At 66.5% G+C, this 25,491-nt stretch carries 25 protein-coding genes and 1 tRNA gene; 7 read left to right on the top strand and 19 right to left on the bottom strand.

Features of this window, described 5'->3' with window-relative positions; genetic code table 11:
* The first annotated feature begins 70 nt into the window (after positions 1-70).
* Complete coding sequence (locus GC150_03750; protein MBI1384009.1) at positions 71-1,093, top strand: NAD-dependent epimerase/dehydratase family protein; 1,023 nt, start codon at positions 71-73, stop codon at positions 1,091-1,093.
* A 481-nt stretch (positions 1,094-1,574) separates the two neighbouring features.
* Positions 1,575-3,002: a 3-isopropylmalate dehydratase large subunit gene (leuC, locus tag GC150_03745; GenBank protein MBI1384008.1), complete on the top strand. Its 1,428-nt coding sequence runs from the start codon at positions 1,575-1,577 to the stop codon at positions 3,000-3,002.
* A 47-nt stretch (positions 3,003-3,049) separates the two neighbouring features.
* Here leuC and GC150_03740 read toward each other — a convergent pair whose 3' ends face one another.
* Positions 3,050-4,450, bottom strand: a complete 1,401-nt coding sequence (locus GC150_03740; protein MBI1384007.1) for a DUF2254 domain-containing protein — start codon at positions 4,448-4,450, stop codon at positions 3,050-3,052.
* A 199-nt stretch (positions 4,451-4,649) separates the two neighbouring features.
* On the opposite strand from GC150_03740, the gene GC150_03735 reads away from it, so the two are divergent.
* The 4 genes from GC150_03735 to GC150_03720 all read left to right on the top strand — a co-directional run bounded on the left by GC150_03735 (position 4,650) and on the right by GC150_03720 (position 7,006).
* A complete protein-coding gene (locus GC150_03735; protein ID MBI1384006.1) occupies positions 4,650-5,588 on the top strand; it encodes a cadmium carbonic anhydrase in 939 nt (312 codons plus the stop codon).
* A 56-nt stretch (positions 5,589-5,644) separates the two neighbouring features.
* Positions 5,645-6,244, top strand: a complete 600-nt coding sequence (locus GC150_03730) for a hypothetical protein (GenBank protein ID MBI1384005.1) — start codon at positions 5,645-5,647, stop codon at positions 6,242-6,244.
* 99 nt (positions 6,245-6,343) lie between these two features.
* Entirely contained in the window at positions 6,344-6,751 is a 408-nt protein-coding gene (locus GC150_03725) for a hypothetical protein (GenBank protein ID MBI1384004.1), read from the top strand.
* A gap of 178 nt (positions 6,752-6,929) precedes the next feature.
* Positions 6,930-7,006, top strand: a tRNA-Met gene (locus tag GC150_03720).
* A 172-nt stretch (positions 7,007-7,178) separates the two neighbouring features.
* On the opposite strand, the gene GC150_03715 is transcribed toward GC150_03720, so the two are convergent.
* The 4 genes from GC150_03715 to GC150_03700 all read right to left on the bottom strand — a co-directional run bounded on the left by GC150_03715 (position 7,179) and on the right by GC150_03700 (position 9,177).
* Positions 7,179-7,664: a GNAT family N-acetyltransferase gene (locus GC150_03715; protein ID MBI1384003.1), complete on the bottom strand. Its 486-nt coding sequence runs from the start codon at positions 7,662-7,664 to the stop codon at positions 7,179-7,181.
* An 81-nt stretch (positions 7,665-7,745) separates the two neighbouring features.
* Positions 7,746-8,120 carry a hypothetical protein gene (locus tag GC150_03710; protein MBI1384002.1) on the bottom strand — a complete coding sequence of 125 codons (375 nt, stop codon included), beginning with the start codon at positions 8,118-8,120 and terminating at the stop codon, positions 7,746-7,748.
* A gap of 89 nt (positions 8,121-8,209) precedes the next feature.
* A complete protein-coding gene (locus GC150_03705; protein MBI1384001.1) occupies positions 8,210-8,707 on the bottom strand; it encodes a YHS domain-containing protein in 498 nt (165 codons plus the stop codon).
* 128 nt (positions 8,708-8,835) lie between these two features.
* The gene (locus GC150_03700) at positions 8,836-9,177 is read right to left on the bottom strand and encodes a rhodanese-like domain-containing protein (protein MBI1384000.1); all 342 of its coding nucleotides are present in this window, start codon (positions 9,175-9,177) and stop codon (positions 8,836-8,838) included.
* Positions 9,178-9,305: 128 nt separating this feature from the next.
* On the opposite strand from GC150_03700, the gene GC150_03695 reads away from it, so the two are divergent.
* Positions 9,306-9,806 carry a MarR family transcriptional regulator gene (locus GC150_03695; protein MBI1383999.1) on the top strand — a complete coding sequence of 167 codons (501 nt, stop codon included), beginning with the start codon at positions 9,306-9,308 and terminating at the stop codon, positions 9,804-9,806.
* A 12-nt stretch (positions 9,807-9,818) separates the two neighbouring features.
* Here GC150_03695 and GC150_03690 read toward each other — a convergent pair whose 3' ends face one another.
* The 14 genes from GC150_03690 to GC150_03625 form a co-directional block, all read right to left on the bottom strand.
* Entirely contained in the window at positions 9,819-10,640 is an 822-nt protein-coding gene (locus GC150_03690) for an ABC transporter permease subunit (protein ID MBI1383998.1), read from the bottom strand.
* A gap of 4 nt (positions 10,641-10,644) precedes the next feature.
* On the bottom strand, positions 10,645-11,559 hold the full coding sequence (locus GC150_03685) for an ABC transporter permease subunit (GenBank protein ID MBI1383997.1): 915 nt from the start codon (positions 11,557-11,559) through the stop codon (positions 10,645-10,647).
* A 56-nt stretch (positions 11,560-11,615) separates the two neighbouring features.
* Complete coding sequence (locus GC150_03680; protein MBI1383996.1) at positions 11,616-12,677, bottom strand: extracellular solute-binding protein; 1,062 nt, start codon at positions 12,675-12,677, stop codon at positions 11,616-11,618.
* 77 nt (positions 12,678-12,754) lie between these two features.
* Positions 12,755-13,861, bottom strand: coding sequence for a polyamine ABC transporter ATP-binding protein (potA, locus tag GC150_03675; protein ID MBI1383995.1), 1,107 nt, complete (start codon positions 13,859-13,861; stop codon positions 12,755-12,757).
* A 48-nt stretch (positions 13,862-13,909) separates the two neighbouring features.
* The gene (locus GC150_03670) at positions 13,910-15,916 is read right to left on the bottom strand and encodes a hydantoin utilization protein B (GenBank protein MBI1383994.1); all 2,007 of its coding nucleotides are present in this window, start codon (positions 15,914-15,916) and stop codon (positions 13,910-13,912) included.
* Between the two features lie 27 nt (positions 15,917-15,943).
* Positions 15,944-17,992 carry a hydantoinase/oxoprolinase family protein gene (locus tag GC150_03665; GenBank protein MBI1383993.1) on the bottom strand — a complete coding sequence of 683 codons (2,049 nt, stop codon included), beginning with the start codon at positions 17,990-17,992 and terminating at the stop codon, positions 15,944-15,946.
* A 4-nt stretch (positions 17,993-17,996) separates the two neighbouring features.
* Positions 17,997-18,959: an FCD domain-containing protein gene (locus GC150_03660; GenBank protein MBI1383992.1), complete on the bottom strand. Its 963-nt coding sequence runs from the start codon at positions 18,957-18,959 to the stop codon at positions 17,997-17,999.
* On the bottom strand, positions 18,959-20,170 hold the full coding sequence (locus GC150_03655) for an NADH:flavin oxidoreductase/NADH oxidase (GenBank protein MBI1383991.1): 1,212 nt from the start codon (positions 20,168-20,170) through the stop codon (positions 18,959-18,961). The genes GC150_03660 and GC150_03655 overlap by 1 nt, the downstream gene beginning before the upstream one ends.
* Positions 20,131-20,967, bottom strand: a complete 837-nt coding sequence (locus tag GC150_03650; GenBank protein ID MBI1383990.1) for a sulfurtransferase — start codon at positions 20,965-20,967, stop codon at positions 20,131-20,133. Before GC150_03650 ends, GC150_03655 begins: the two co-directional genes overlap by 40 nt.
* Before the next feature lie 134 nt (positions 20,968-21,101).
* Positions 21,102-21,617 carry a 2-amino-thiazoline-4-carboxylic acid hydrolase gene (locus tag GC150_03645; GenBank protein MBI1383989.1) on the bottom strand — a complete coding sequence of 172 codons (516 nt, stop codon included), beginning with the start codon at positions 21,615-21,617 and terminating at the stop codon, positions 21,102-21,104.
* A 70-nt stretch (positions 21,618-21,687) separates the two neighbouring features.
* Positions 21,688-22,998, bottom strand: coding sequence for an FAD-dependent oxidoreductase (locus GC150_03640; GenBank protein MBI1383988.1), 1,311 nt, complete (start codon positions 22,996-22,998; stop codon positions 21,688-21,690).
* Positions 22,999-23,140: 142 nt separating this feature from the next.
* Positions 23,141-23,341, bottom strand: a complete 201-nt coding sequence (locus GC150_03635) for a hypothetical protein (protein ID MBI1383987.1) — start codon at positions 23,339-23,341, stop codon at positions 23,141-23,143.
* A gap of 182 nt (positions 23,342-23,523) precedes the next feature.
* A complete protein-coding gene (locus tag GC150_03630) occupies positions 23,524-25,068 on the bottom strand; it encodes a multicopper oxidase domain-containing protein (GenBank protein ID MBI1383986.1) in 1,545 nt (514 codons plus the stop codon).
* Positions 25,069-25,117: 49 nt separating this feature from the next.
* A complete protein-coding gene (locus GC150_03625) occupies positions 25,118-25,480 on the bottom strand; it encodes a hypothetical protein (GenBank protein ID MBI1383985.1) in 363 nt (120 codons plus the stop codon).
* Positions 25,481-25,491: the final 11 nt, after the last annotated feature.

The following is a 25,491-nucleotide window of genomic DNA, read 5'->3' as shown; positions in this document are numbered from 1 at the left end:
GGTGAAGCTCGGAACTAGCCCGGCAGCGACCCGCACACAAGTCGCGTATCGAGGAAGTGGGGGTGGGCGCATGTCCGATCTGGTTCTGGTGACGGGGATTGGCGGGTTCATCGCGCGGCACGTGGCGCGCGCGCTGCTGGCGGACGGCTACCGGGTACGCGGCACGGTGCGCGAGGCAGCGCGCGGGCCGACGATCCGCGAGAGCCTCGTGGCGGCGGGGGTGGAGGTCGGCGGACTGACATTCGCGGTCGCCGACCTCGAGCGCGACGAAGGCTGGCAGGACGCGGTCGCGGGCTGCCGCTACGTGCAGCACGTCGCGAGCCCGTTTCCGCTCGCCAACCCGCGCAACCGCGAAGCGCTGGTGCCAACGGCGCGGGGCGGAGCATTGCGCGTGCTGGAGGCGGCGCTCGGCGCGGGGGTGGAGCGCATCGTCATGACCTCTTCGGTGGTCACGATGATGTACCGGCCCGGCCGGCCGCGCGAACTGCGGCTCCGCGAGGGCGACTGGACGGATGCCACGTGGCCCGCGCTCACCGCCTACATGGTGGCCAAGACGCGGGCCGAGCTGGCGGCCACCGAGCGGGCTAGGGCGGCGGGTGCCGGCGAGCGGCTCGTATCGGTCAATCCAGGTCTCGTGCTCGGGCCGTCCATCGGCGGTTCGGTCGGGGCTTCGCTCGGCCTGATCGAGATGATGCTGCGGGGAGCCTATCCGGCGGTGCCGCCGATCGCCTTTCCAATCGCCGACGCGCGCGACGTCGCGCGACTCCAGGTCGCGGCAATGGTGGCGCCGGGGGCGGGAGGACGGCGGCTGATGGCGGGGGAGGCAACCCTCTCGCTCGCCGAGATCGGGCAAGTGCTGAGGACGGAACTGGGGGCGCACGCGAGACGGGTGCCGACCCGCGAGCTGCCCGCGGCGCTGGTGCGTATGCTGGCGCTGGTCGACCCCAAGGTCAGGGCGGCGGTGGCCGGCCTCGACTGCCGGTGCCATGTCGAGACTGGCTACGTCACGGAACTGACGGGTGTACGATTCCGGCCGGCGCGCGAGGCGGTCACAGCCGCCACACGCTCGCTGATCGAGACGGGGCGCGTCTAGGCGAGAAATCCGCTCGAGGCGGTTGGCAAATCGTGGAGCCGAAAACAAAAGCCCCGCCGCAGTCACCTGCCGCGGGGCATCACCTGTCCGGTGGCCACATGGTTAACCCCCTTTCACCAGGATCATTCGCCCTTTCGGACCCGTACGCACTCACTGGCTCATATCCGTCGCTTTGGCGGCGAGCGGCGATTGGAGCCACGGCTCGGTCGGGCGTGTCATTGCTTCCCTGGTAAGAAGAAGCCGTTTGAATATAGCGTGATAGAGCAAGCGCCGCAAGGGCTTTCTCTGTCATCGATCGGCAATGCCGTGTCCCGGGGCGGCTGCCGGACGGCCTCGCCCGACACCCCCGGCCACTCCTTCGGGCATCGCCCGCAAGGCCGCCACGCGTGCTTTGCGTCTCCGATCGGCTGTTGTATGAGGGCGCGATGAGTGGCGGGGCGGATGCGTCCCGGACCACGCGACGATCAGGAGAGCCCCGACGATGGCCAAGCCCACCAGCCCCACCGCCAGAACACTCTACGACAAGATCTGGGACGACCACCTGGTCGAGGAGGCCGCGGACGGCACCTGCCTGCTCTACATCGACCGTCACCTCGTGCACGAGGTGACCAGCCCGCAGGCCTTCGAGGGGCTGCGCATGACGGGGCGCAAGGTGCGGGCACCGGAAAAGACACTCTGCGTCGTCGACCACAACGTGCCGACGACCGACCGCACCAAGGGCATCGCCGACGAAGAATCGCGCATCCAGGTCGAGACGATCGCGCGCAATGCCGCCGAGTTCGGCGTCGAATACTATGGCGAGCGCGACAAGCGCCAGGGCATCGTGCACATCATCGGCCCCGAGCAGGGCTTCACACTGCCGGGCACGACGATCGTCTGCGGCGACAGCCACACCTCGACGCACGGTGCATTCGGCGCCCTCGCCCACGGCATCGGCACGAGCGAAGTCGAGCACGTGCTCGCCACCCAGACGCTCATCCAAAAGAAGGCCCGCAACATGCGCGTCACGGTCGACGGCGCGCTGCCGAGGGGCGTGACGGCCAAGGACATCATCCTCGCGATCATCGGCGAGATCGGCACGGCCGGCGGCACCGGGCACGTCATCGAATACGCGGGCGAGGCGATCCGGGCGCTCTCCATGGAAGGGCGGATGACGGTCTGCAACATGTCGATCGAGGGCGGCGCCAGGGCCGGCATGATTGCTCCGGATGAAAAAACCTTCGCGTATATCGAGGGCCGGCCGCGTGCGCCAAAGGGCGCCGCCTGGGACGTCGCAATGCGCTACTGGGAGACGCTCGCCTCCGACGAGGGCGCGCATTTCGATGCCGAGGTGCGGCTCGACGCGGCCAAGCTGCCGCCCCTCGTCACCTGGGGCACGAGCCCGGAGGACGTCGTTTCGGTGACCGGCAAGGTGCCGGACCCGGCGGCGGTTTCCGATGCGGCGAAACGCGCCTCGATGGAGCGGGCGCTCGCCTACATGGGACTGACGGCGGGGACGAAAATGACCGACATCCCGCTCGACGTGATCTGGATCGGTTCCTGCACGAACGGGCGCATCGAGGACCTGCGTGAGGTCGCGCGCATCGTCGAGGGAAAGAAAGTCGCGGGCAACCTCGCCTATGCGATGATCGTGCCGGGCTCGGGGCTCGTCAAGGAGCAGGCCGAAGCCGAGGGTCTCGCCGACATCTTCAAGGCAGCGGGCTTCGAGTGGCGCGAACCGGGCTGCTCGATGTGCCTCGGCATGAACCCGGACCAGTTGAAGCCCGGCCAGCGCTGCGCCTCCACCTCGAACCGCAACTTCGAGGGGCGCCAGGGCTTTCGCGGCCGCACGCACCTCGTCTCGCCGCGCATGGCCGCAGCGGCCGCGATCGCCGGCCGCTTCGTCGACGTACGCGCGATGGAGGGGTAGGGAGCCAACCGGTCGAACAGGGCCAGGTGCGCGCGATCACCCTCGTGTCACGCCGGGCCCGGTACGTGGCCGGCGCTTGCAAGGCGGGGCGCGCGGCCTTGGAAGGCGAGGCGCGCGGTTTCTTCGACGAGCGCCCGGTCGGCGTCGAGATACAAGCCCTTGCGTGCCCGCTCCAATGCTTCCTCGGAGAGCTGGCGGGCGGTGGCTTCGAGTGCGGCATCACCACAGCCCGCGAGGATCGCGAGCGCTTTCTGAAGTCTGATCTGGACCTCGACGAGTCCCGCTCCGTCGCGCGCGATCGGTGCGAAACCGTCACGGACGACCTCGCCGAAGGTGACGGGCGGGACGTAGACGCTCGGAAAGAGGATTTCCTGCGGCTGCTGAGAATGCGCCCAGGTCGCTATCACGCGGGTCAATCGGCCGACGATATCGATCGCCGTTCCCGGGTCGTTGATCGCCGGAGAGAGCGCCTTCGAGGCGATCTCGGCAAGAATGATGATCGCGAACCGTGGATCCTGATCATGCGTTCGCTCTGAGCCGATATCGACGGCATGGCGCACGGCGGCGACGACAGCCTCGTCGGGATCGCCTGCAACGAATGCAAGAACGCGAGGGCCAGCCATGAACGTTCCAGGGGGCGACACGAGATAAATTTCCCGACCCCCGCAACAGTCCTCGAGCGCCGCCATGTCGACATGGCGCACGTAGCCCGCCGTGGCGCCGATGATCGGATGGGCCCCCGGCGGGACCTGGCGGTCCGGATCGAACAGCGGGCGACCACCCAAGTAGGGTTCACGGCGACGATCCTCGAAGGCCTTCAACGCCGCCGCCTCGACTTCGCCGGCAATGTGCCCGAGGCGGCCAAAGCGCATGATGAAGTCGATCCAGCGTACCAGCGTGACGACGACGAGCGCGACGACGAAAATGCTGAAGAGGAAGAGAACAAGGCGGCCGGAGCTATCGTATACTCCGGATTCGAGGAGAATTATGCCGGCCAGACTGAAGATGAAGGTCCCGATGAACGTCGAGAGCATGTTCTGTGTCGTCGGGTCGGCGATGAGGATGGCGGTCGCGCGCGGCGAAGCGTTGGCCGTCGCCGAGCCGAAGGCGGCAACAACGCTCGAAAGGGAGAAAATCGCTATGGCCAACATGCTCGAGGCAAGCACGCCGAGAATGTCGTCGACGGCCGACGAGCCGAGGCGGTCCGCAACCTCCGCCGGGACGTAGTCGCCGAGCACGGCCGCGATCGGGGCGACCGCCACCGCCAGCATCGCAATGAGACCGGCCCGGACCGCAATCCGGCGACGGAGCTGCTCGAGCAACCAGGCCCACTTCGACTGGATCATCCGCAATCGCCTCGTGATGCAGCGCCCGATGCCTCCGCCCGAGCGCGAGCCTTCCCCTTTCGCTGCAACCTTCGTGCGGCGTCGGCCCTCGGCGAACGGCATACCACGACCGAGATCGCGAAGGGGAAATCCTCGAACGCGACGCCACCGGCCGCGCCGGTATCAACCCCGCCGATCGCTGCTCCCGTCCCCGCGTTGACAATTCCTGCTGCCTCGGACGAAACTCCGTCTACATGTGATCGACGCAAGGCAGCATCGCTGGCCCTGCAGCATGCATGCTTCTCGTGGAGGTTGCGTCACCATGCCGTTCGGGAGTTTCAAAGCGTCACACCCATTTGCACGAGCCCTCGCCGTCGCGGCAATCGCCGCACTTTCTGCGCTTACCTTCAGAGGGCCCGCCAACGCCGAAGGCACCGAGCACGCCTGTCGCGTCGGGGGGACCGTCGAGGCCGGGCCGCAATCGCCGCGGCACATCGACGCCATTTTCGAGGGCACCAACCGGAGTTACTTCGAGCCGGCACCGCACAGCACGGAACTCAATCTCTGCAACCTGCATTACCACCTCAGCGCCGAACATCGCAGCTTCGGGTTCGTCAATTTCGCCCGCTACGGCGGGACCGGCTTCGAGTGCAGCTCGACCAACTACATGGCCGAGGCGCAGAAGCAGGCATATGCCGGGGAGACTTATTGCGGGGAAGTCACGCCCGGCAGCACGATCGAAGTGCACTGGGTGTTCACGAGCTGCCCCGAGATCGGAGCCCCGAGCGGGGAGGGGCTGCCGGGTGCCTGCAAACCCGAGCACTGCGACGATCCGGTTCTGCGCGTCGAATCGCAGGTGTTCCTGCTCGTCAATCATGATCCGGACGAAAATGGCTTCAGGCCTTCCGTGCCGCCCGGACTTGGCGAGGTGGAATCCTTCGAACCCTACGGCAGCGTCGTCAAGACGCACTACCGCGGCCAGATCCAGCCGGAGCGACTGCCCTCCGGCAGCGCCGTAACCTACCTCGGTTCGACCACGGGACCGCACTACAACAACGACAGCGCCTGCTCCCCCGCCCATGTGACCTGGAACGTGCGGACCGCCTGTCGCACGATCGACATCCGCACATTCCATGAATGGTGCCGGACTTCGAAGTTCTTCCGTCACCTCAAGGATGGTAAGGTCGAGGCTCACGGCGTGCGTCCCCTCGTCGAGGATGCGGCGCTCCTCGCCCCGATGCCGTCGGGCGAAGCGCGTTGAAGATGCCCGATGACCGCTCGTCGGTTCGCGCCAACCAACCAGTGGAGGGCCTGCCCATGACCGGAGCTGCACTTGCCGCGTGTCGGACCGCGATTGCCGGCGCCGCATGCCTTGCGCTTGCCGCCCTCGCGCCCATCGCGGGGGCGACGGGCGCCGAGGCGCGAACGGTCTGCGGAAAGAAAACCTACCAGCAGTACGGGGAAACGCGCGCCCGCTTTCAGGGCACGCTCGCGACCCTTCGCCCGGACGGCTCGGCGCATGCCGTCATCTATCACGCCGACAAGACGGCCCCGCTCGGCTGGAGCCATTCGCTGCGCCTCTGGCGGGCGAACCACAATTCCAACTGGCAAGTCCAGGTCGTCGCGGTGCTCGACCAGGCCGACACCAGCCAGGAGTTCGAGTTGCAGGTCGACCGCAAACCGCCGATCGCCTTTACGCCCGGCATGATAACGACGCCGATTTCGGTCAACGAGTACGAACTCGGGGCGGACCTCGACAGCGACGTCAAGATCGGGATCAGGGACGCGATCGTCGCGGGCAAGCGGCTCGAATGGCGCTATGCGAGCGCATCGGGCGGGCGCTCGAGCGTGCGTTTTTCACTCTCCGGGCTCAGGGCCGCAATCGATTGGCTCGGTTGCGCCCAGGGCGGGGAGTAGCGGCGAACGCACGGGGCCGACCCGTGTTTGACATGGATCAAGGTCGAGAGGACGATCGTGCGCCATCCTGCCCGTCGACAGCCGGACGGGAGAGACGCCATGCAGCCCCTCGACGATGACACGTTGGCGCTCGAACAGCGCAACGAGCCTGTGAGCCTCGCCCATGCGCTCGGTGCATTCCTCTTCGAGGGGGGCGTCGCAGCGGTTGGTCACGCGGCCTCGGGTCCCTCGGCGGACCGTCGCGACGATGCCCTCGGTCCAAGTGTGCCGAACCCGGATGCCGACGAACTGCTGCCTCGCCGGCTGACGCTTGCCGGCCTCGATGTCGCTTACCTTCGGGAGGCCGAGCGGGCTCTCTATTCCGAACTCCGACATTCCTGCGCCAAATGCGAGCATGCCGAGGCGTGCCACCAGGATCTCGCCGAAGGCAACGGCCGCGAGGTCGAGTACTGCCGCAATACGGCACGTATCGACGCGCTCGTCGTCGAGCGCCTCAAAGGCGCGTGAGGGCCGGCCGGCCTCAAGGCAGGACGGGCGGCTCGCGCGATCCAGTTTCCCGAGGGGCCGGCTTTCAGGTTGATGCGGGCGGGCGCGTCCCATCGTCGACCCGATCGTTGACACAGGGGCCGGCGCCCCCCTATATCCGGGCTCGCTCAGGCTGCCCGACGGCGGCACGGGGCGCCGTGGCGGAGTAGCTCAGTTGGTTAGAGCACGGGAATCATAATCCTGGGGTCGGGGGTTCAAGTCCCTCCTCCGCTACCAAATTTCAAATTGTCCATACCGAAGACATGGGTGACAGATCGTACCGGGTCGTGGGTAGCAACCGCGGGCCGAACGGGTTGTCGAGGGGGCGTCATGTGCTCTCGGTCGGACCGCGCAACGGCGTCGCGTCGCGCAATGTGACCATCCGCCTGGACCGGGCTTCGTATGCAGATCACTCGGTCTCGAGACGATACTTCAGGAACCGCGCCCCGGCGTAGTCGATCTCGCCGGCGAAGCTCGCTCCGAGCCGCGCCAGGGCGCCGAGCCTCCTTCGGGACGGTGGCAGAAGAAATGTCACGTATGCGATGCGCTCGTCGGCGTACGCGAACGCCAGCGCCTCTCTCGTGATCCGTGGACCGAGGCCGAAGCACTCCGGCTTCAACACCAATCCGTAGTCCCAATCCGCGCCTTCCTTCTGGAATCCGCCCCATCCGACATAGGCGCCACCAGCGAGGATCGCCCAGTGGCCGAGCCCATCGCGCGCCCAGCACGCCTCCTTGGCGGCAACGAACGCTTCGACACGCTCGTCGTCCCAGCCGCCGGTCAGCAGCGGCATGTGGGTCCCCACGCGCGGGTCCGACATGTGGGCGACGATCTTGTGGCGAGGGACCTCAGGCAAGCGGGTGAAGGTGATTTCGCTTTGCTGATGGTTCGTCATGGTCACACGGAGATGATCGGGGCCGGAAATGGCCGGAGGCCGGAGGCGCGTGGATCGGCGCCTCCGACCGCAATGCTCGCATCAGGCCTCGGCTCGCGCAGGTGTGCCGTTTTCCGGGGCCGCGAGGACGACCGTCACGGACAGCACGGCGACGGCGTTCATCCAGTAGTAGGCCGCATCGAGCCCAGAAAAGCCGAGAACGATGGGCGCGGCAAGGAACGTGATACCGACGAGACGATCGACCGCGACGTGGAGCCAATAGGGCACCACACGAACGACGCCGGTCTCGTGATCGGTGAGCAGTGTCAGAAGCAAGGCGGCCGCACCGGTTGCGACCGACAGCCACTTGGCGGCCGGCTCGGTCGCGCCGAGCCCGAGGATGAAGGGCATGGCAAGGAGGCTGAATGCGACGGGGTAGTCGAGGAGGGAATGGACTTTACGGGTGACGAAGCGCATGGCGGTTTCCTTTGACGATGATGTGGGCAACGGGAGGGCGCGGGCAAGCACCGCAGCGAGGCGATGCCTGCCCGCAGCCATGATCGGGCTCACTCGATCTCGGAAGGGAGCTTATCGGCAAGGCCCGGCCAATTGACTTCGGCCTTGCGGATGGCGCCCGGCACGTCCTTCAGCCAGGCCTGCTGGATGCCAGCGTCGAGGTTCAGATAGAGCCTGTCATCGACGATCTTCCAGAAGCGCGGGTCGCCATCGAACTTGGCGCCGACCGAGACGCCATAGGCGCAATAGCCTCCGTAGGCGGGTTCGTACCTGGAAGGGGCGGCCTTGAACGCATCGAGGCTCTGCTGGCTGGCGAAGCGATAGGTCGCATCCTTGTGGACGACGGCAAAGCGCGCATCGCCCTGCACCGGCTTGCCTTCGGTGAAATAGGCAACGACGTCGAAGCCGTGGACGGCAAGGCCCGGGGCGGGCTTTCCGGCGACGATGACGGCGCCGGTGGTCGTGTTGACCTCGGGCCCGGCGAGCGCGGGACCGGTGGCGGCAAAGAGGCTCGCAAGAGCGAGCGCGAGGGAAATTCTGGATTTCATGTTCGGTTCTCCGGTTTCCATGGTTGACCTGCGGATTGCTGGCAAAATTCCTCCGGCCGGCCGCGCGGCAATCCGCACGCGGCACGTTCATTTCCTTCCGGAGGGAATTCTCGATCGATCCCCGCGCGTCAGCCGCCAGGACCGGCTTTCTCGAGTGCGAGGCCGGCGTTTTTCCAGTCCTCTTTTCCGCCTGCGTAGATGCTGACGTCGAGGTACCCGAGACCTTCGAGGGTTGCGGCCGCGATGTGCGAATTGCGGCAGGCGGCGGACGCGCAGTAGACGACGATCTCGGCTGACTTGTCGGGCACGGCCTGCATCGCCAGCCGGCCCACCTCGTCGTGCGGCATGTGGAGCGCGCCCGGCAGATGGCCGTCGCGGTAATAGCGCTCTGGAAGAGCCTCGATCAGCACCGGGCGCGGCATCGCGTCCAGCCGTTCGAGCAGGTCCTCGAGGGTGATTGTGCGGGGCATGGCTTGTGTCCTCATCGCGGATCACGTACTCTATTCATATGGTATGATCTCGTTTTTGATCATTCCACATGCAATCATATAAGTCGCAACCATCATCACGGACAAATCACGAAGGCGAGAGGCGATTCATGGCGGAGGCGGGCGGGCGAGGGACGAAGCAGACCGGGGCGGGCAAGACATCGGGCAAGGCAGGGACCTCGGCCTGGCCCGCCTTCATCACGGCGCACGATGCGCTGGTCGTGCTGATCGAGGAGCGGCTCAGGGCGGCGGGACTCCCCGATCTCGCCTGGTATGTCGTGCTCTGGGTTCTGGAGCGCGCGCCGGATCAGCGCCTGCGCATGCACGAACTGGCCGATACGGCCGTGATCGCGCGCAGCAATCTGACCCGCCTCGTCGACAAGCTCGAGCGGGAGGGGCTCGTCGAGCGCGAACGTGTCGCGAGCGACCGGCGCGGCACCTTTGCCCGGATCACCGAGAAGGGCTGCGAGATGCGCCGGCGCATGTGGACCGTCTACGGCCCGGCCATCGACGAACTTTTCGTGCGCCACCTCAGTCCGCAGGAGAACGCACTCCTGCGCGAGATCATGCTGCGTCTGCTGGCAAGGGCGCGCGGCGAACAGCCCACATGACGAGGGCTCCGCTCAGGTCGGCATGCCGATGCGCTGGAGGCCGTAGGTGCGCTCCAGGATGACCAAGCCGACGATGGCAACGAGGAGCTGAATGGTGCTGGCGGCCGCAACCGAGGGGTCGAACTGGTGCTCCAGGTAGCTCAACATCACGACGGGCAGCGTGTTCGTCTCGGCGCTGCCGAAGAAGTAGGAGATCGGCAGATTGTCGAGCGAGATCAGCATGGCAAAGAGCGCGCCCGCGAAGATGCCCGGCTTGATCATCGGCAGTGTCACGTTGACGAAGACCTGCCAGCGGTTGGCACCGAGGATCGCGGCCGTCTCCTCGAACTCGGGCGAAATGCCGCGGTAGACGCCGGCGACGGTGCGCACGATGTAGGGCAGGCTGACCACCGTGTGGGCGATCAGGAGGGAGAGGAACGAAACCCCGAAGCCGATGCGCGAGAGAAAGAAGAGCAGCGCAAAACCCAACACGATGAGCGGCATCGAAAGAGGCGAGAGGAGAAAGGTCATCACCGTGTTGGCGAGGCGCCGCCGGCTGCGCACCAGGGCGAGCGCCGCCGGAACGCCGAGCAGCGCACCGAGGGCCGCGGATAGCAGCGCGATCTGGATCGAGACGATGAGGGAGTTGAGGAACGGCTTGTATTCCCAGAAGCGCTGGAACCATTGCAGGGACAGACCCTCGCGCGGCGGGAACGCGACATAGGACGTGGCGCTGAAGGAGACCACCACGACGATCAGAATCGGCGCGATGAGGAAGATGAAGAAAGCGACGACATAGGCCGTCAGAAGGAGGCGCGAGCCCCGGTTCTCCCAATAGTAGGACCAGCCCTCCATGGGGTCACCCTCCCTTGACGCCGCGCCGCCGGATGAGGCGCAGCTGGAGATAGAGGCAGGCGAGCGCCACGACGAGCAGCACATTGCTCATGGCGGAGGCGAATCCGAAGTCCCGGGTCGTATTGAATTGCTGGTAGATCAGCAGCGGCAGGGTCTGGATCGAACCGCCACCGAGCAACAGGAGCGTCACGAAGCTGCCGTTGGCGAGGAGGAAGACCAGGATCGCGCCTGTGCCGATGCCATCGAGGCTGAGCGGCAGTGTCACCGACATGAATGTCCTGATCCTCCCGGCGCCGAGAAGACGCGCGGATTCCTCCAGCCCGATGTCGATGTTGCGCAGCACCGAGGCGATGGAGAGAATCATGAACGGCACGAGGACATGGACGAGACCGATCACGGCGGGGACCGGGCCATTGAGGAAGGCGATCGGCCGTTCGATCCAGCCGATGTCCATCAGGGTCTCATTGAACAACCCCCGACGCGCGAACAGGACCCGCCAGCCGAAGGTGCGCATGATGATCGAGGTGAGGAGCGGAGCGATCAGCAGGAAGATGACGAGCCCGCTCCAGCGCCCGGCGTGGCGCACGAGGTAAAGGGCAATCGGATAGCCGACCACGACACAGATCGCCGTCACGCCGACGCTCAGAATGACCGTCTGGCCGATCACCCAGAGATAATAGGGATCGGTGAAGAGCTTCAGATAGTAGCCGTCGCCCGTTCCAGGGCGAAGCAATTGGGAGAGGGCAATGCTCTTTTCCGCGTTCTCGACCAGCGGAACCACGAAGAAGACGACGAGGAAAATCGCCGCCGGCAGGATCCACCACTCACCGACGCTCTGATAATGCCCCGCACCTCGCGACCAGAGGCCCGAGCGCGGCGACGTCGTCGGTTGTTCGGCGGTGCCGGTCGGCGTCGTCATGTTGCCCCCAAGTAGAACGGGAGCCGCCGGGGTGTCCGGCGGCTCCCTCGTCGGAATTAGGCTCCGATTTCCTTGTTCCAGCGCTCCGTCCAGGCCGGCAGCAGCTCTCCAATCCGGTCGTTCGGCGGGAACCTCGTCTTTTCCCACGGCGTGATGCGCTTCTGGCGCAATTCGTCGTATTGGACCTGCGTGTTCGTGACGCCATAGTTGAGGATCTTGGCGAACTCGGCCTGCGGCCCAGGTGCCAGCATGGAATTCACGTACTCCCAGGCGATCTCCGGCGCGTTCTTGACCTTCATCGTGCAGACGGGCGACATCACGCCTCCCTCCTCGGGATTGATGAAGTCGATGTACGTCTTGCCGGTGTCGTAGTGCGCCCAGGTGCGCCCGTCGTAGTAGACGCCGATGTCGACCTCGCCCGCGTCCATCAGGTTGAGGAAGTCGGTGACACCGGTCCAGAAGACGACGTTGGGCCGCATCTTCTGCATGGCGGCAAAGAACGGGTCGAGGTTCTCGACACCGCCACCGAGCGCGTCGGCGAACGACCAGACGAATGCCTGCGGCGCCGGGGCGTAGGAGATGGTCGGCAGCCCCGCCTTCCATTCGCCGGCGATCGTGCGCTCGACGAACTCCTTGATGGACTTCGGCGGATTTTTAACCGTGTCCTTGTTGTAAGCGAGGCCGGCGGCGCCGTAGTCGAATGCCGCTCCGTGCCCGAGTGCCATGTCGATGAACTGCTGCGGTACGTTGGCGAGGTTCGGCACCTTCTCGACCGAGATCGGGTCGACGAGGCCGGCCTTGACGGCGACAGCGGCCGAATCCGGGGTCGCAACGAGAACGTGGATCGGCGGATTGTCCTTGTTGGCCTCGATCTGGCTGATCCACTGCGGCGGGCCGCCGATCAGCACCTCGGCGTCGACACCCGTGCGCGCCTTGAAATCGGTAACGAAGCACTCCCTGATGGCGCGCTCCCAGATGCCGCCATAGCTCGTGACCGTGATCTGCTTGACATCGGCGGCAAGCGCCGTTCGCGGCATGAGCGGCAGGGTTGCCGCCGCACCGAGGCCGGCGAGCACCTGGCGCCGGTCGAGACCCTTCAAAATGCTTCTGTCCTTCATTCTTTCCTCCATTTCCTCCACTCTTCGGGCGGCTTCGCCCCGGCCGGGAGGTGTACCGGAACGCCCTGGGGCTGCCGTCAGCCCTCGAGCAGCACCCCATCCTCGGCCCGCCACGTGAGCAACACGCGATCGCCCGGGGCGAAGCGGCGCGCCTGCGTGCGCGAACGCGCCTGATCGTAGACCAATATCGGTTCCGTTCTGCCGGCCATGCGCACCTCGTAGGCGTGATAGCTGCCGCGAAAGACATGCCCGGCAATCTCGACCGGAACATGATTGACGCCTGCGGGCGCAGCCTCCTGGAGCACCACTTTTTCCGGACGCAGGGCCAGAGTGGCCGGCCCCGAAGCGCGCTGTCCGGCTCCACTGGCCACCTCGACCGCGTGTCGATGGCCGCCCGAGCCGATCACGAACTCGCGGCGATCGCTTCCGACGCCCTCGCCGAGAACGCCGTCGAAGAGATTGGACGTGCCGAGAAATTCGGAAACGAAGCGGGAGGTCGGAAACTCATAGACTTCCTCGGGCGTTCCTGCCTGGAGGATGCGGCCCTGGTTCATGACCACGACGCGGTCGCTCAGCGTCAGGGCTTCCTCCTGGTCGTGGGTGACGAGGATGGTCGTGATCCCGAGCGTATGCTGGATGCGGCGGAGTTCGAACTGCATGGTCTCGCGCAGGTTCTTGTCGAGAGCACCGAGCGGTTCGTCGAGGAGGAGAACGGACGGGTTCGTAACGAGGGATCTCGCCAGGGCAACGCGCTGCTGCTGGCCACCCGAAAGCTGGTTGGGATAGCGGTCCTCGAAATTCGGCAGTTGGACGAGGTCGAGCATCTCGCGGACGCGATCGACGATCTCACCGGCCGGTGTCCGCTTCATCTTGAGGCCGAAGGCGATGTTCTCGGCGACCGTCATATGTGGAAAGAGGGAATAGTTCTGGAACACCATCCCGAGGCCGCGACGGTCGGGTGACAGCCGACTGACGTCGCGGTCCCCGATCATGATACGACCCTCGTCCGGCGCCTCGAAACCGGCGATGGCGCGCAATGTCGTGGTCTTGCCGCAACCGGAGGGGCCGAGCAGCGCAACGAGCAGTCCGGGCTCGACCAGGAGATCGAGACTGTCGACCGCCACAACGGTGCCGAAGCGCTTGGTCAACCCCTCGATCCGGAGCTGGCGCCCGCGATCCGTCATGCCGACATCCGTTCGTGCGTACTGCACCTTGCCGCTGCCCTCCCCGTTCTACTCGGCCGCCGCCAGGCGCGAGCGCGCAAGCTGCGGAAACTCCTCGCACAACCTCTCAAAAATCTCCCTCACTTGCGCGCTACCGCCGCCGCGCTGGTCGGCAGGGAGCTGGCCCACCGCCTCGAACACCTTGTGCTTGACGAAGAAGCGCCAGTGGACCGGCAGCCCGGAAACGATGCGGATGAGTTCGGCGTAGGCGTCCAGCGACCACACCTTCTCGAAGTCGATGCGATGCTGATTGAAGCCATAGAAGGCCTTGGCGTCACGCGCGGCCATTGCAGCGCGCGCCCGCTCGGTGGCCGGCCGGTCGATGGCGCCCTCACGTATCACGACGCCATAGAGGCGCTCGGCCGCTTCTTGGGAGACGAAACCGCGCTCGACATCGTCCAGAACGCGCGTGGTGTCGCGCTCCCAGGGGCTCCCCCAGCCGCCGGCGCCGGCACTGCAGATGTAAACGCGGTCCCCCGGCTCGGCGGTGAAAATGTCGGTGTTGCCGAGATTGACCTCCCTATTGCTGCCGCGATTGAGCCAGAAGGCGGAGGTGCGTCCGTGGCGTCCGCCCTCGAGACCCCACGGAGCAAAATGGGTGCGATCACGGTTACGTGCCGTCACGAAGGAATGCGGCGATTGAACCTCGAACTCGAGCTCGGTGCCGAGCCCGCCACGGTATTTCCCGGCGCCGCCCGAGTCCGTGGCGAGACCGTAGCCGAGGATCTTGACCGGAACCTCTGCCTCGCTGATCTCGACGGGCGTGTTCTTGAGGAAGCCGAAGTTGGCGCCAGAGCCCTCCGTGCCGTCACGGAACGAGGTGCCACCACCGCCGCCCGAGATCGGGTTGAGGTTCGCCATGATCTTACGGCCGGTCCTGTTGTCCGTCGTGCGGATGTTGAGGAGAGGGCCGCCATCGCCACAAGCGGCCGGGATGCGGCCGGGAAGCGCCTTGGCAAAGGCACCGAGCAGCACGGACTGGAGGCGCAGTGTCGTCAGCGTGCGCATGCCAACGGCCGCCGGGAACTCCGGGTTCACCATGGAACCCTTCGGAAGAACGGAGTCGCAGGGCCGCAGCACCCCCGAATTGAGCAGTATCTTGGGATCGAGAAGCCGCACGAGGTAGACGTAGGCGATCATCAGCAGAGCGTGCCGCGGGTCGCCGCCGGAGGGAATGTTGAGCGAAGAGGTGAGCTGAGGGTCCGACTGCGAGAAGTCGAACAGCAATTCATCTCCCTTGACGACGAGATTGAGGGCGATGCGGCAGGGATAGCCGCCGACGGAGTCCTCGTCCGTGTAGTCGGCGAAGAAATACTCTCCGTCCGGGATTGCGGCGATCACCCGCCGCGCCTGCGCCTCGCCGTGGTCGAGCAGCGCCGCGCGACCCTCGATGAAGGTTTCGAAGCCGAAGCGGGCGATCATCTCGTGGACCTTGCGCTCGCCCGTGTTGACGGCGGCCACCTGGGCCTTCATGTCGCCCCAGTTCTGCTCTGGCATGCGGACATTGGCGAGCATGGTGTCGCGGATTTCGCGGTTGAGCTCCCCCTTCTTGTATATTTTCACCGGAGGGATGCGGATACCCTCCTGGTGCACCTCGGTGAGCGTGCGCGAAAGAGATGCAGGGACCGCGCCTCCGACGTCGGTGTTGTGGATGTGCGTCACCGAGAAGCAGACGAGTTCACCCTTGTGGAAGATCGGCTTCCAGAGGTGGGTGTCCGGCGAATGGGTGCAAACGAACCCGGAGTAGGGATCGTTGGTGATGGCGATGTCGCCGGGCTCGTAGCGATCGATGTGGCGGATGGCGCGGCCGTAATCGAGGCCCACGAACCAGGTGACGCCGAGTTCGTACGGCGAGGCGAATGTCTTGCCGTCCGGCGTCGCGAGACCGGTCGTGAAATCCTCCGTCTCCTTGACGAAGGTGGAATGCGCCGTGCGCAGCAACGTGTTCGCCATGCTCTCGGCCGCCGCCGAGCAGTGGTTGGCGAGGATCTGGAGCGTCACCTTGTCGATTGCCATGGTCGTGCCGCCTCTCTTGGAACGCCGCTATTGCCTGGTCACGATCTCGAGGATCAGATGCCCGTAACCGTCGACCCGGCCGGTGTAACCGGAGGGAATGCAGGTGGTGCAGTCGGCCTGGGCAACGACGGCTGGACCGGTGAACGTCTGGCCCGGCAGCATCGCCTCGCGCCGGTAGAGCGGGATGTCGAGCCAAGCCCCCTCGAGATAAACGCGCACCTCGCGTTCGGGCACCGAGGCGCCACTCACCAGTTCGCGCTCGACGAGGTGCGGCTTGGGGCTTTCACCGACGATCACCATCCGCAGATTGATGATCTGCACCGAGGCGCCGCGATCGCAATGGTCGAAAATACGCTCGTGCGTGGCGTGGAACGCCTCCGCGATGCCCGCGACGTCGCCGTTCGCCACCTGCTCGGCGGTGAGCGCCGTCTCGATCTCATACGACTGACCGCGATAGCGCATGTCGGCGGCGTAGATCAGACGGGAGGCACCATGGTGGTTCTGCTCCTCACGGAGCCATCGCTCGGCATCGTGGCGCAGTGTCTCGAAACCCCGGTGCACGACCGACATATTTTCCTCGTCCAGCTCGAGGTAGACGGTCTTGATGAAATCGTTCTTGATGTCCGCGATGAGTCCGCCGAGCGCGGAAAGAACGCCGGGCGTGGTCGGAATGACGACGTGGGAGACTCCGATCTCGGGCGCGAGGAAGCACGCCATCATCGGGCCCGCACCACCGAAGGCCTGGAGGACGAAGCTTCGCGGATCGATCCCCGAGCGCGACATCAGCTTGCTGACCTCGAGATACATGCCCGAGATCGCGATCTTGACGATCGCCTCGGCCGTCTCCTCGACGCTGCGTCCCATGGGATCGGCGATGGAGGCAACCGCAGCACGGGCCTTGGCGAGGTCGACCTTGACGGCGCTGTAGCCGAGTTCCGCCTGACCGATGAAGCCGAGCACGGCGAACGCGTCGGTTATGGTCGGGCGGGTTCCGCCCCGGCCGTAACAGGCGGGCCCCGGAACCGAACCCGCGCTCTCGGGGCCGACGCGCAGGATGCCGAGGTCGTCCAGCGAGGCGATGGAGCCGCCGCCCGCACCGATCGAGGTGACCGCGACGGTCGGGAGATAAATCGGGAATTCGCCGATGACCTCCCCGACGCCGTACTGCGGCTGGCCATCGCGGATGATGGCGATGTCCGCGCTGGTGCCGCCGATGTCGAGGCTCATGGTGTCGGGAAAGCCGGAGAGACGCGCGGTGAAGCTCGCCCCGATGACACCGGCGGCCGTGCCCGAGAGGATCATCTGGGCGCACTGCGTCTTGCCGAGTTCGGCGTTCATCACGCCGCCGTTGGACTTGGTGACCTGGGCCACCGCGGGCACGCCCTCGGCCGCGAGCGCCTTCTGTAGGGAGGTGAGATAATCGGCGACACGGCGCTGCACGTAGCTGTGGATGACGGCCGTGATGGTGCGCTCGTACTCGCGCACGATCGACCAGACCTCGCTCGAGCAATAAACATCCATCTCGGGCGCAAGCTCGCGCAGGAGATCGCGGGTCTCCTGCTCGTGTCGCGGATTACGGTAGGAATTGATGAGGGCGACGACGATGGCCTTGGCGCCGCGCGCGCGGGCGGCGGCGAGCGCCGCCGCGACGCTTTCGGGATCGAGCGGTTCGTCGACGCTTCCATCGGAGAGGATGCGCTCGCCGATGCCAAAGACCATGTCCTTCGAGATCAGGGGCTTGGCCCTGGTGGAAAGAATGTCATAGGGGTCGGGCATCTTGAGCCGCCCGATCTCGAGCACATCCGTGAAGCGCGCCGTCGTGAAGAGCGCGAGGTGGACGCCCTTGCGCTGGATCACCGTGTTGACGCCGACGGTCGTGCCGTGGGTGAAATAGGTGATCGAGGAGGGGCTCACCCCGAAGCGGGCATCGAGCTGGCGTATTCCCTCCACGACCTCGCTGCCCGGCGCATCCGGCCGAGAGAGGACCTTCAGCGTGTGGAGCCGCCCGGTCTCTTCATCGAAGGCGCAGAAATCCGCGAATGTCCCGCCGATGTCAACTCCGACGCGATGCCCCATCGTCTCACCCTCGCTTTACCGAACCCGATCGCGGCCGCACGACGCCGCGCCGAACACCACCCGACAACCCCGCTCCGGCACTCCGGCCGGAAGGTGGCAAATTCTTCACTCCACCGGTCACAAGGCTCGCGCCGCGCCCCGATCCGGACGGGGCCGATTGGCGCAGTATGACGACGTCGGCGCTTTCCATGACACCTTCGATCACGATCTGATGCATCGTCTCGATATGATCGGCGGTGATCGCGGCGGCGCGATCCGCATCGCGGGCCTCGACAGCCGCGAGCAAAGCTTCGTGCTGGCTTCGCAGTTCCGTGGTCCGCATGGTCCGGGCGAGGCCGAGATGGAAGAGACGCTCGAGCTGATCGATGATGTCGTCGAGGACGGCGACGAGGCGGGCGTTGCCGCAGGCGAGGATCAGTTTGGAATGAAATGCCTTGTTCGCGCGAAGGAACGCCTCCTCGCTCGCCCTGTCGCCGGCGAGATAGCCACGCGCGCTGACCGCATCGATCTCTCGCAAGGCCGCGACGTCAGCGCGCGGAACGGCGAGGCGAACGGCCTGCGGCTCCAGCAACGCGCGAAGCTGGAAAATCTCCTGGATGTCGCCGATGGTGACAGGGGCGATCTGATAGCCGCGGCGCGGAAGCGCGAACGCCAGCCCCTCCTGCGAGAGCCGCATGAGCGCCGCCCGAGCGGCCGCCTTGCCGCAGCCGTAGCGCAACGCCAGCTGGGCTTCGGAGATCTCCATCCCCGGTTCCAACTCGCAACGGATGACCTCCCGACGAAGCCGCTCGTACGCGACATCGATGAGACGCCTGCTACCGGTTGCGGAACTCGACTGGCGTTCTAGTGCACTCATGCTGATACTGTGCTCAGGCCCAACTGACATGTCAATCGTGCTTCGACGGCGGATTTTGCTCGACGGCCATGCAGCCATGCGGGGGCACCCGCGGACCGCCCGGGTCGGCATCAGCGCCCTTCGCCGGCCGACGGGGCGAGCTGACGCTCGCGCCCGTCGAGCCACAATCCGATCTGACGCGGCCAGAGTTCGAAATGCGGATCGGCGCCGAGCGCGCGTGCCGCATGAAGTGGCCAGTTGGGATCGAAAAGCATTTCCCGGCCGATGGCAACGAGGTCGGCCCCGCCGCTCGCGATACACTGCTCGGCTCCCTCCGGCGTGCGGATGAGACCTACGGCGATGGTCGCCATGCCGGTGCGTTCGCGAACGGCGCGGGCAAGCTCGACCTGGCTGCCATGCGAAGGTGGCCGCAGATTGCGATCCGCGGCGATGGAGACCCCGCCGGACGAACAATCGAGCGCATCGACCCCGAGGTCGCGCAGACCGGCGGCGAGCGCGACCGTGTCGTCGAGGGACCAGCCGCCTTCGAGGCCGTCGATGACCGAGAGGCGGAATGTGAGCGGTTTTTCCTCCGGCCAAACCCCTCGCACGGCGGCCGCGATCTCGAGGGCGAGACGCATGCGGCCGGCGAGAGTGCCGCCGTAGGCGTCCCGACGGTGGTTGCTGATCGGGGAGAGAAACGAGTGGATGAGGTAGCCGTGCGCGGCGTGAATCTCGAGCAAGCCGAATCCGGCGCGGTCAGCCCTCCCGGCGGCGGCGCGATAGGCCGAGACGATGCGGGCGAGATCTTGCGTGCTCGCTGCTCGCGGTGCAGGCCATCCCTGACCGCACGGCTCGCCCGTCGGGCCGATCAGTTGCCATGCCAGCTCGTCGTCTTCCGGTTGCAAGGGCCGGTAGCCCAGCCACGGCCTCGAGCGCGCGCCCTTGCGGCCAGCGTGCCCGAGCTGAATGCCGGCGACGGCGCCCTGCTCGGCGAGAAACGATGCGATGCGTGCGAGGGGCGCGACTTGCGCGTCCGACCAGAGGCCGAGGTCGCCGTGGCTGATCCGGCCTTCGGCCTCGACAGCGGTCTGCTCGACGATCACCGCGCCTGCGCCACCCAGCGCGAAGCGGCCAAGATGGACGAGATGCCAGTCGTTTGCGACGCCGTCCTGCGCGGAGTACTGACACATCGGGGATACGACGACGCGGTTGCGAAGGCGTGCCGCGCGCAGCTCGAATGGCGTAAAGAGTCGAGGCCCCGTTGTCACGTCGATGCGTCCCTCCCGCGGGTGCCGCACACTCAGACCGACTCTTTCGGAAGGTCGGGACGCTGGCCCCATTCGTGCCAGGAACCGTCGTAGAGGCTGGCGGCCGGATGCGACAACCGCTCGAGCATGAGCATCAGGATCGAGGCGGTGATGCCGGAGCCGCAGGTGGCGATGACGGGGCGCGCGAGGTCGACGCCGGCGGCCGTCAGTAGCTCGCGCGCGCGCTCCGGCGAGACATAGCTGAAATCCTCACCGAAAAAACGCGACCAGGGCACGTTGACAGAGCCCGGGATGTGACCGCCGGGCACGCCCGGGTAGCCGGAGGGCAACGCGCCGGTGAAGCGCTCGGCGGTGCGGGCGTCGACGATGGTTGCAGAACCCGAGCGCTGCGCGTCGAGCACGGCGCGCCAGTCGGCGACCGTGCCACCCGTGCCGCCCGGAATGAAATTGCCGGGGGGTGGTGCCTCGGCCGCGCCCGTCCGCACCGGACGCCCTTCCGCCTGCCACTTGCGCAGCCCACCATCGAGAATACGCACGGATCGGTGACCGAACGCCCGGAACATCCACCAGACGCGCGCGGAGACATATCCAGCATCATAGACGACGACCTGCGAGGCGTTCGTGACGCCGAGCGCGGAGACGGCGGCGGCGAACTGGCCGGCCGGCGGCATCATGTTGACGTACGGCGAAGCGCGGTCGGAAATGTCCGAGAGGTCGAGATAGCGGGCGCCGGGGATGTGGCGCTCCTCGAATTCACGCCGTCCGGAAAGACCGGATTCCGGCAGATGCCAGGAACAATCCAGAACGACGAGCCCCGGAGAAGAAAGGTTCTCCGCGAGCCAAGCGGTCGTCACCAGGAACTCGGACACGGCACGCCTCCTGACATCCCAATTCGATGTCGGTGACACGCTAGGTAGCGCGAAATCGCCTGTCAATGCGAACCCGCAGCGCGGGGGCGGAGCGCTTTGCGGTGACTGTTGCCGAGGTTCGTGTATCGCCCTGATCAATCGGCCCTGGAGCCACCACCGTCGCTCGTTCCCTGCTCCTCGAGGCGGTAGCAGAAATCGCAATGGCTCGCGCCGGTCATGATCGTCTGGGTTCGCTCGAGGCGAAGGCGCGGGTCGTAGCCCTCGCAGAAGGTGGCGTCGCGCTGACAGGACAGGAGATGTCCGATCTCGCCGAGCCCCATCTCGCGATACATCTCGGCATAGCGGCAACGCGTCACGTCGAAACGGTAGACCGTGTCCGAGCGCTCGCGAACGGTGATCTCGAGGGCGCCGCCCTTGGTCCAGAGCGCCTGGCGGGCAACGAAGGTGTCCATCGAGGTCTTGCCACCGACAGCAGCCGCCATTCTTCGCCCCTGCTCGATGGCGGAGGCGCGAACGGAGCTGGCGATCACGCTGGCGGCGACCTCGACGCCATACTTCGCCTTCAGCGCATCGTAGACGTGCTTCAGGATCTCGGCCTCGATGCGCCGGCGCTCCAGCATCGCGAGAGTGTCGGGGGCGGTTTGCGACATGCGTTCGATCCTTGCAATCGAGCCCGAGGTTCGCGTCGCCGGCCGCGCATGGCGCCTCGACGGCCTCCAGTCAGATTTCCCGAGCGTCCTTCCAGCGATAATGGATAAGGCGAAGCGGCGCCAGACGGCGCAGCAGCGCATGGGCCGGCAGCGGGCGCGGGGTGGTGACCGGAAACGGCAGATCGCCCGGGGCCGCCCCGCACAGCGCCTGTGCAAGTCCTTCGCCGAGGGCAAAGCCGAGCGCGAGGCCGCGACCGTTGCAGCCGACCCAGGTCCAGGCGTCCGGTCCCAGCTGATGGAAGCGGGGTGTGAAATCCGTCGTCATGCCGACGAGGCCGTTCCAGACGAAATCGAACCGGACGCCCTCAAGGGAGGGAAAAATGCGGGCCAGCCGCGTGCCGATCCGCCGGCGCAAGCGATCGGCGCCGTTGGTCGCAACGACCAGCGCGCCGCCCGTCACCAGGCGCCCGCGCGCGTCCCAGCGCGCGAAGTAAAGGTCGCCGTGGGTGTCCGAGAGCGCCTCCCGGCCCGGAATGATCCGCGCCCGGTGGTGGTTCGCGAGTGGCTCGGTTGCCATCTGCCAGCTGAGGACAGGGACCACCTCGCGGGCGAGATCGGGGGCGAGAGCCCCCGCGAACTCGCCCGTGTAGGCGTTCGTTGCGAGTAGCAGTGCGCGCGAGCGGATACGTCCGGCAGGCGTTGCGACATGCCAGCGGGTCCCCTCGCGCCAATAGCGCTCGGCGGGCGTTGCGCCATGGATGCGAACACCAAGGCGGACGGCGCGGCGGGCCAGTTCCCGGTTCAATGCCAGCGGATTGACGTGTCCGCCCGTGGCATTGCGGTGGCCGCCATGCCACAGCTCGCTTCCGGTCGACGCAACGATGCTCGCGCGATCGAGAAGCTCGACCCTGGCGCCGTGCCGGGCCCATTGGGTGACGCGCCGCTCGGCGATGCGCATGCGGCCCGGTGTGTGCACCGGCTGGAGCCAACCGGTCTGCTCGGCTTCGGCGGCGAGCCCGTACTCTCGAATGGCGCGAAAGAGCATGTCCGCGCTGTCGCGCAAGAGGTGGACGAAGCGCTCGCCCGCCTCGCCGAAGCGCGCGATGATCGCATCGGGTTCGGCGCGCGTGAGATTGGGAATGACCTGGCCATTGTTGCGGCCCGAGGCGCCGAAGCCCGGCTCGACGGCATCGATCAGGATCACCCCGACGCCGCGCTCCCTGAGGCGCAGAGCCGCCGCAAGGCCCGTGATCCCGCCGCCGATGACGAGCGCATCCGTCTCGGCCTCCCCTTGGAAGGCGGGCGATGTCTCGCCGGCCGGGGTGACCGAGGCCCAGAGCGAGGGGGGCATGGGGTTCAGTTCACGTCGCTGCCGTTCCATTGCCGCCCACCGTCCCGATCCCGCACGCACGGTCGCGCCAAAGCTAGCCGCACATCCGAGGTCGGTCGAGAGCGGTTCGTGCGCACCGGCCCCTCATTCGCAAGGGCCGGTGCGCGTGTCCGGTCGTCAGGCCACAATGGGTTCAGCGATTGGTGCCATCCGAGGACGCGACGCACTTGAAGGATTTGGCATCGAAGACGCTGCCGGGCGGGCAGACGCACTGGTTCGACGACTTGTCCAACGTGGCGGGCGGCGGACAGTAGGCATAAGCAGCGCCCATGCCGGCCAGGACGGTCAAAACGGCAAGCGTGGCAGTTCCGGTGAAGTTGCGTAGCGAAGTCATGGGGCCTCCTCTCGCGATGACGCATGAGCGGCGACCGCGATCGCCCACATCATGCTCACTTCTGCCCGGCGGATAGATGAAGTCTACCCGCAGCCCTCTACCAGTGCAATCGCCAGAGCAAATTGACAGTCACGCGGTACCTATTGGACCCGATTGAACTGTCATCGAACCGCCGATCGGCATCACGTGACATGCAGCTCCGTCATCATGCCGGTCGCCATATGATAGAGGTGGTGACAGTGGAGGAACCATGCGCCGGGCAAGCCGGCATCGAACGCGATGGTGACGCTCGCGTTCGGGGGCACCACCACCGTGTCGCGCATGGCGCCCGAAATCGACCGTCCGGAGAGGCCGACCACCTGGAAATGGTGTCCGTGCAGGTGCATCGGATGGGCCATCCCCGTCGGGTTCTCAAAAGTCATCTCGATGCGCTCACCGGAGCGCGCTTCGAGTGGTACATGCTCGCCGTGGACGCGCCCGTTGATGGTCCACCGGTAGCCGGGCTCCTCGCCGAGCAGCAAGTCGTAGACGCGATCGGGCTTTCGCTGGGCGAGCGGACGCACGGCGACGAGCTGCTCCTCGAGTTCCAGACCGAGGAAGCCGCTCGGTGACTCAGCCTCGGAGGTGATGCGCGTGACGCTCGCGCCCGTGGTGGCCAGCACGATGCCGGTGCGGCGAGGCGAGTCCTCGACCTGCGCCAGCACGGGGAAAGCGCCGCCGCCAGCCGGAATGGCGACCTCGAGGTCCAGACGCTGGCCCTGCGCGATCGGAAAGCGCTCGGCGGCGAGTGGCCGGCAGGGCGAGCCGTCGACGGCGACGCAGCGTGCGGCAAGGCCCGGCGTCGAGACGAAGAAGCTGGTCGCCGTCGCGCCATTGATGATGCGCAGGCGGACGCGCCCGCCCCTCTCGACGGCAACGACTTCGGGATCGTCGAGGGTGCGATCGTTGGCGAGGAAGGCGTCATAGGCGACGTCGTTGGCGTGGATCATACCCATGACGTGACCGGCGTGACCCATGCCATGGCCCGCGTGACCGCCGTGGCCAGCGCCCATGCCGTGACCGGAATGATCGCCGCCGCCGGCGCCCATGGCGTGACCGCCATGAGTTCCGGTGCCGTGACCCGAGTGCTGGCCCATCGCGTGGCCCGCGTGACCGCCGTCGCCACTGCCCGCGCCATGCACGCTGGTGCCACCGAGTTCGGCCAGAATTTCCTCCGGACTGCGGAAGGCGAAGTCGTGCAGCATGAGGACGACATCCTGGACATCGCCCGCGTCCTTCTCGCGTGCCACCATGGGGGCGGCGAGGAGCTGCTGTTCGGTAAGCGTGTGCGAATGCATCCAGTGGGTGCCCGGGGTCAACTCGAAGTCGTGCGCATCCATGGCTCGAGGCGCCAGCATGCCGCCGTCCGGACGCGCGCGGTCCTGGTCGAAGGGAGCCTTGACCTGACCGTGCCAGTGCATCTGGAGCGGGACGTCCGTATCGTTGAGGAGCAAGCCGGAAAAGCGCGCGCCCTCCTCGGCGAAGATGCCCGGGCGGCCGGACTGTCCGGTGACGGCATAGACGGTCGCCGCCTTGCCCAGCACTTCCAGGGTGCGCGTCGAAACGGTCAAGAGCGGCGCCGCGGCAAGCCCTGAGCGCGGCGAAAGACCCGCGAGCGCGAGGCCGCCGAGGGCGGAGGACGAACGGAGGAAAGACCGGCGGTCGATCACGAGTTTCTGACGGATCATCGATTTTTCTTCCCTTTAAAGCGATCCAGGGCAACGGCGGTGCGGGGCGTTAGAACTTGCCCTGAGCCGTCGTGCCGTCGGGCGCGGTCAATTGGACAACGCCCTTGACGCCAGGCGATACGGCGAGCGGCGCCGTGCCGACCAGTCTCGACCCCTCGCCGGGCTCGAGGGCTACGCGCTGCGGCTTTCCGTCGACAATGAGAATGGCCGTCGCCTTGAAGCCGGCCGCCGGGATCGGGGTGTCGTCGACATCGCTGAGGAAAACGACGACGCTGGTCGTGCCGTCGACGAAAAGCTCGGTGTGATAAATCCCCGCATCGACGCGCAGGCCGCCGTTCTGGCCGGGAGCCGCCTCGTGCGCTTGCGTGCGTGGGAGCCCGGCAAAGAGGAGAACGATGGCAGCTGCCGCGATTGCGAAGATAT

Source organism: Hyphomicrobiales bacterium (assembly GCA_016125495.1).
Taxonomy (GTDB): Bacteria; Pseudomonadota; Alphaproteobacteria; order Rhizobiales; family RI-29; genus RI-29.
The sequence above is the reverse complement of the archived record's forward strand: the minus strand, read 5'-3'. Positions and strand labels throughout refer to the sequence as shown.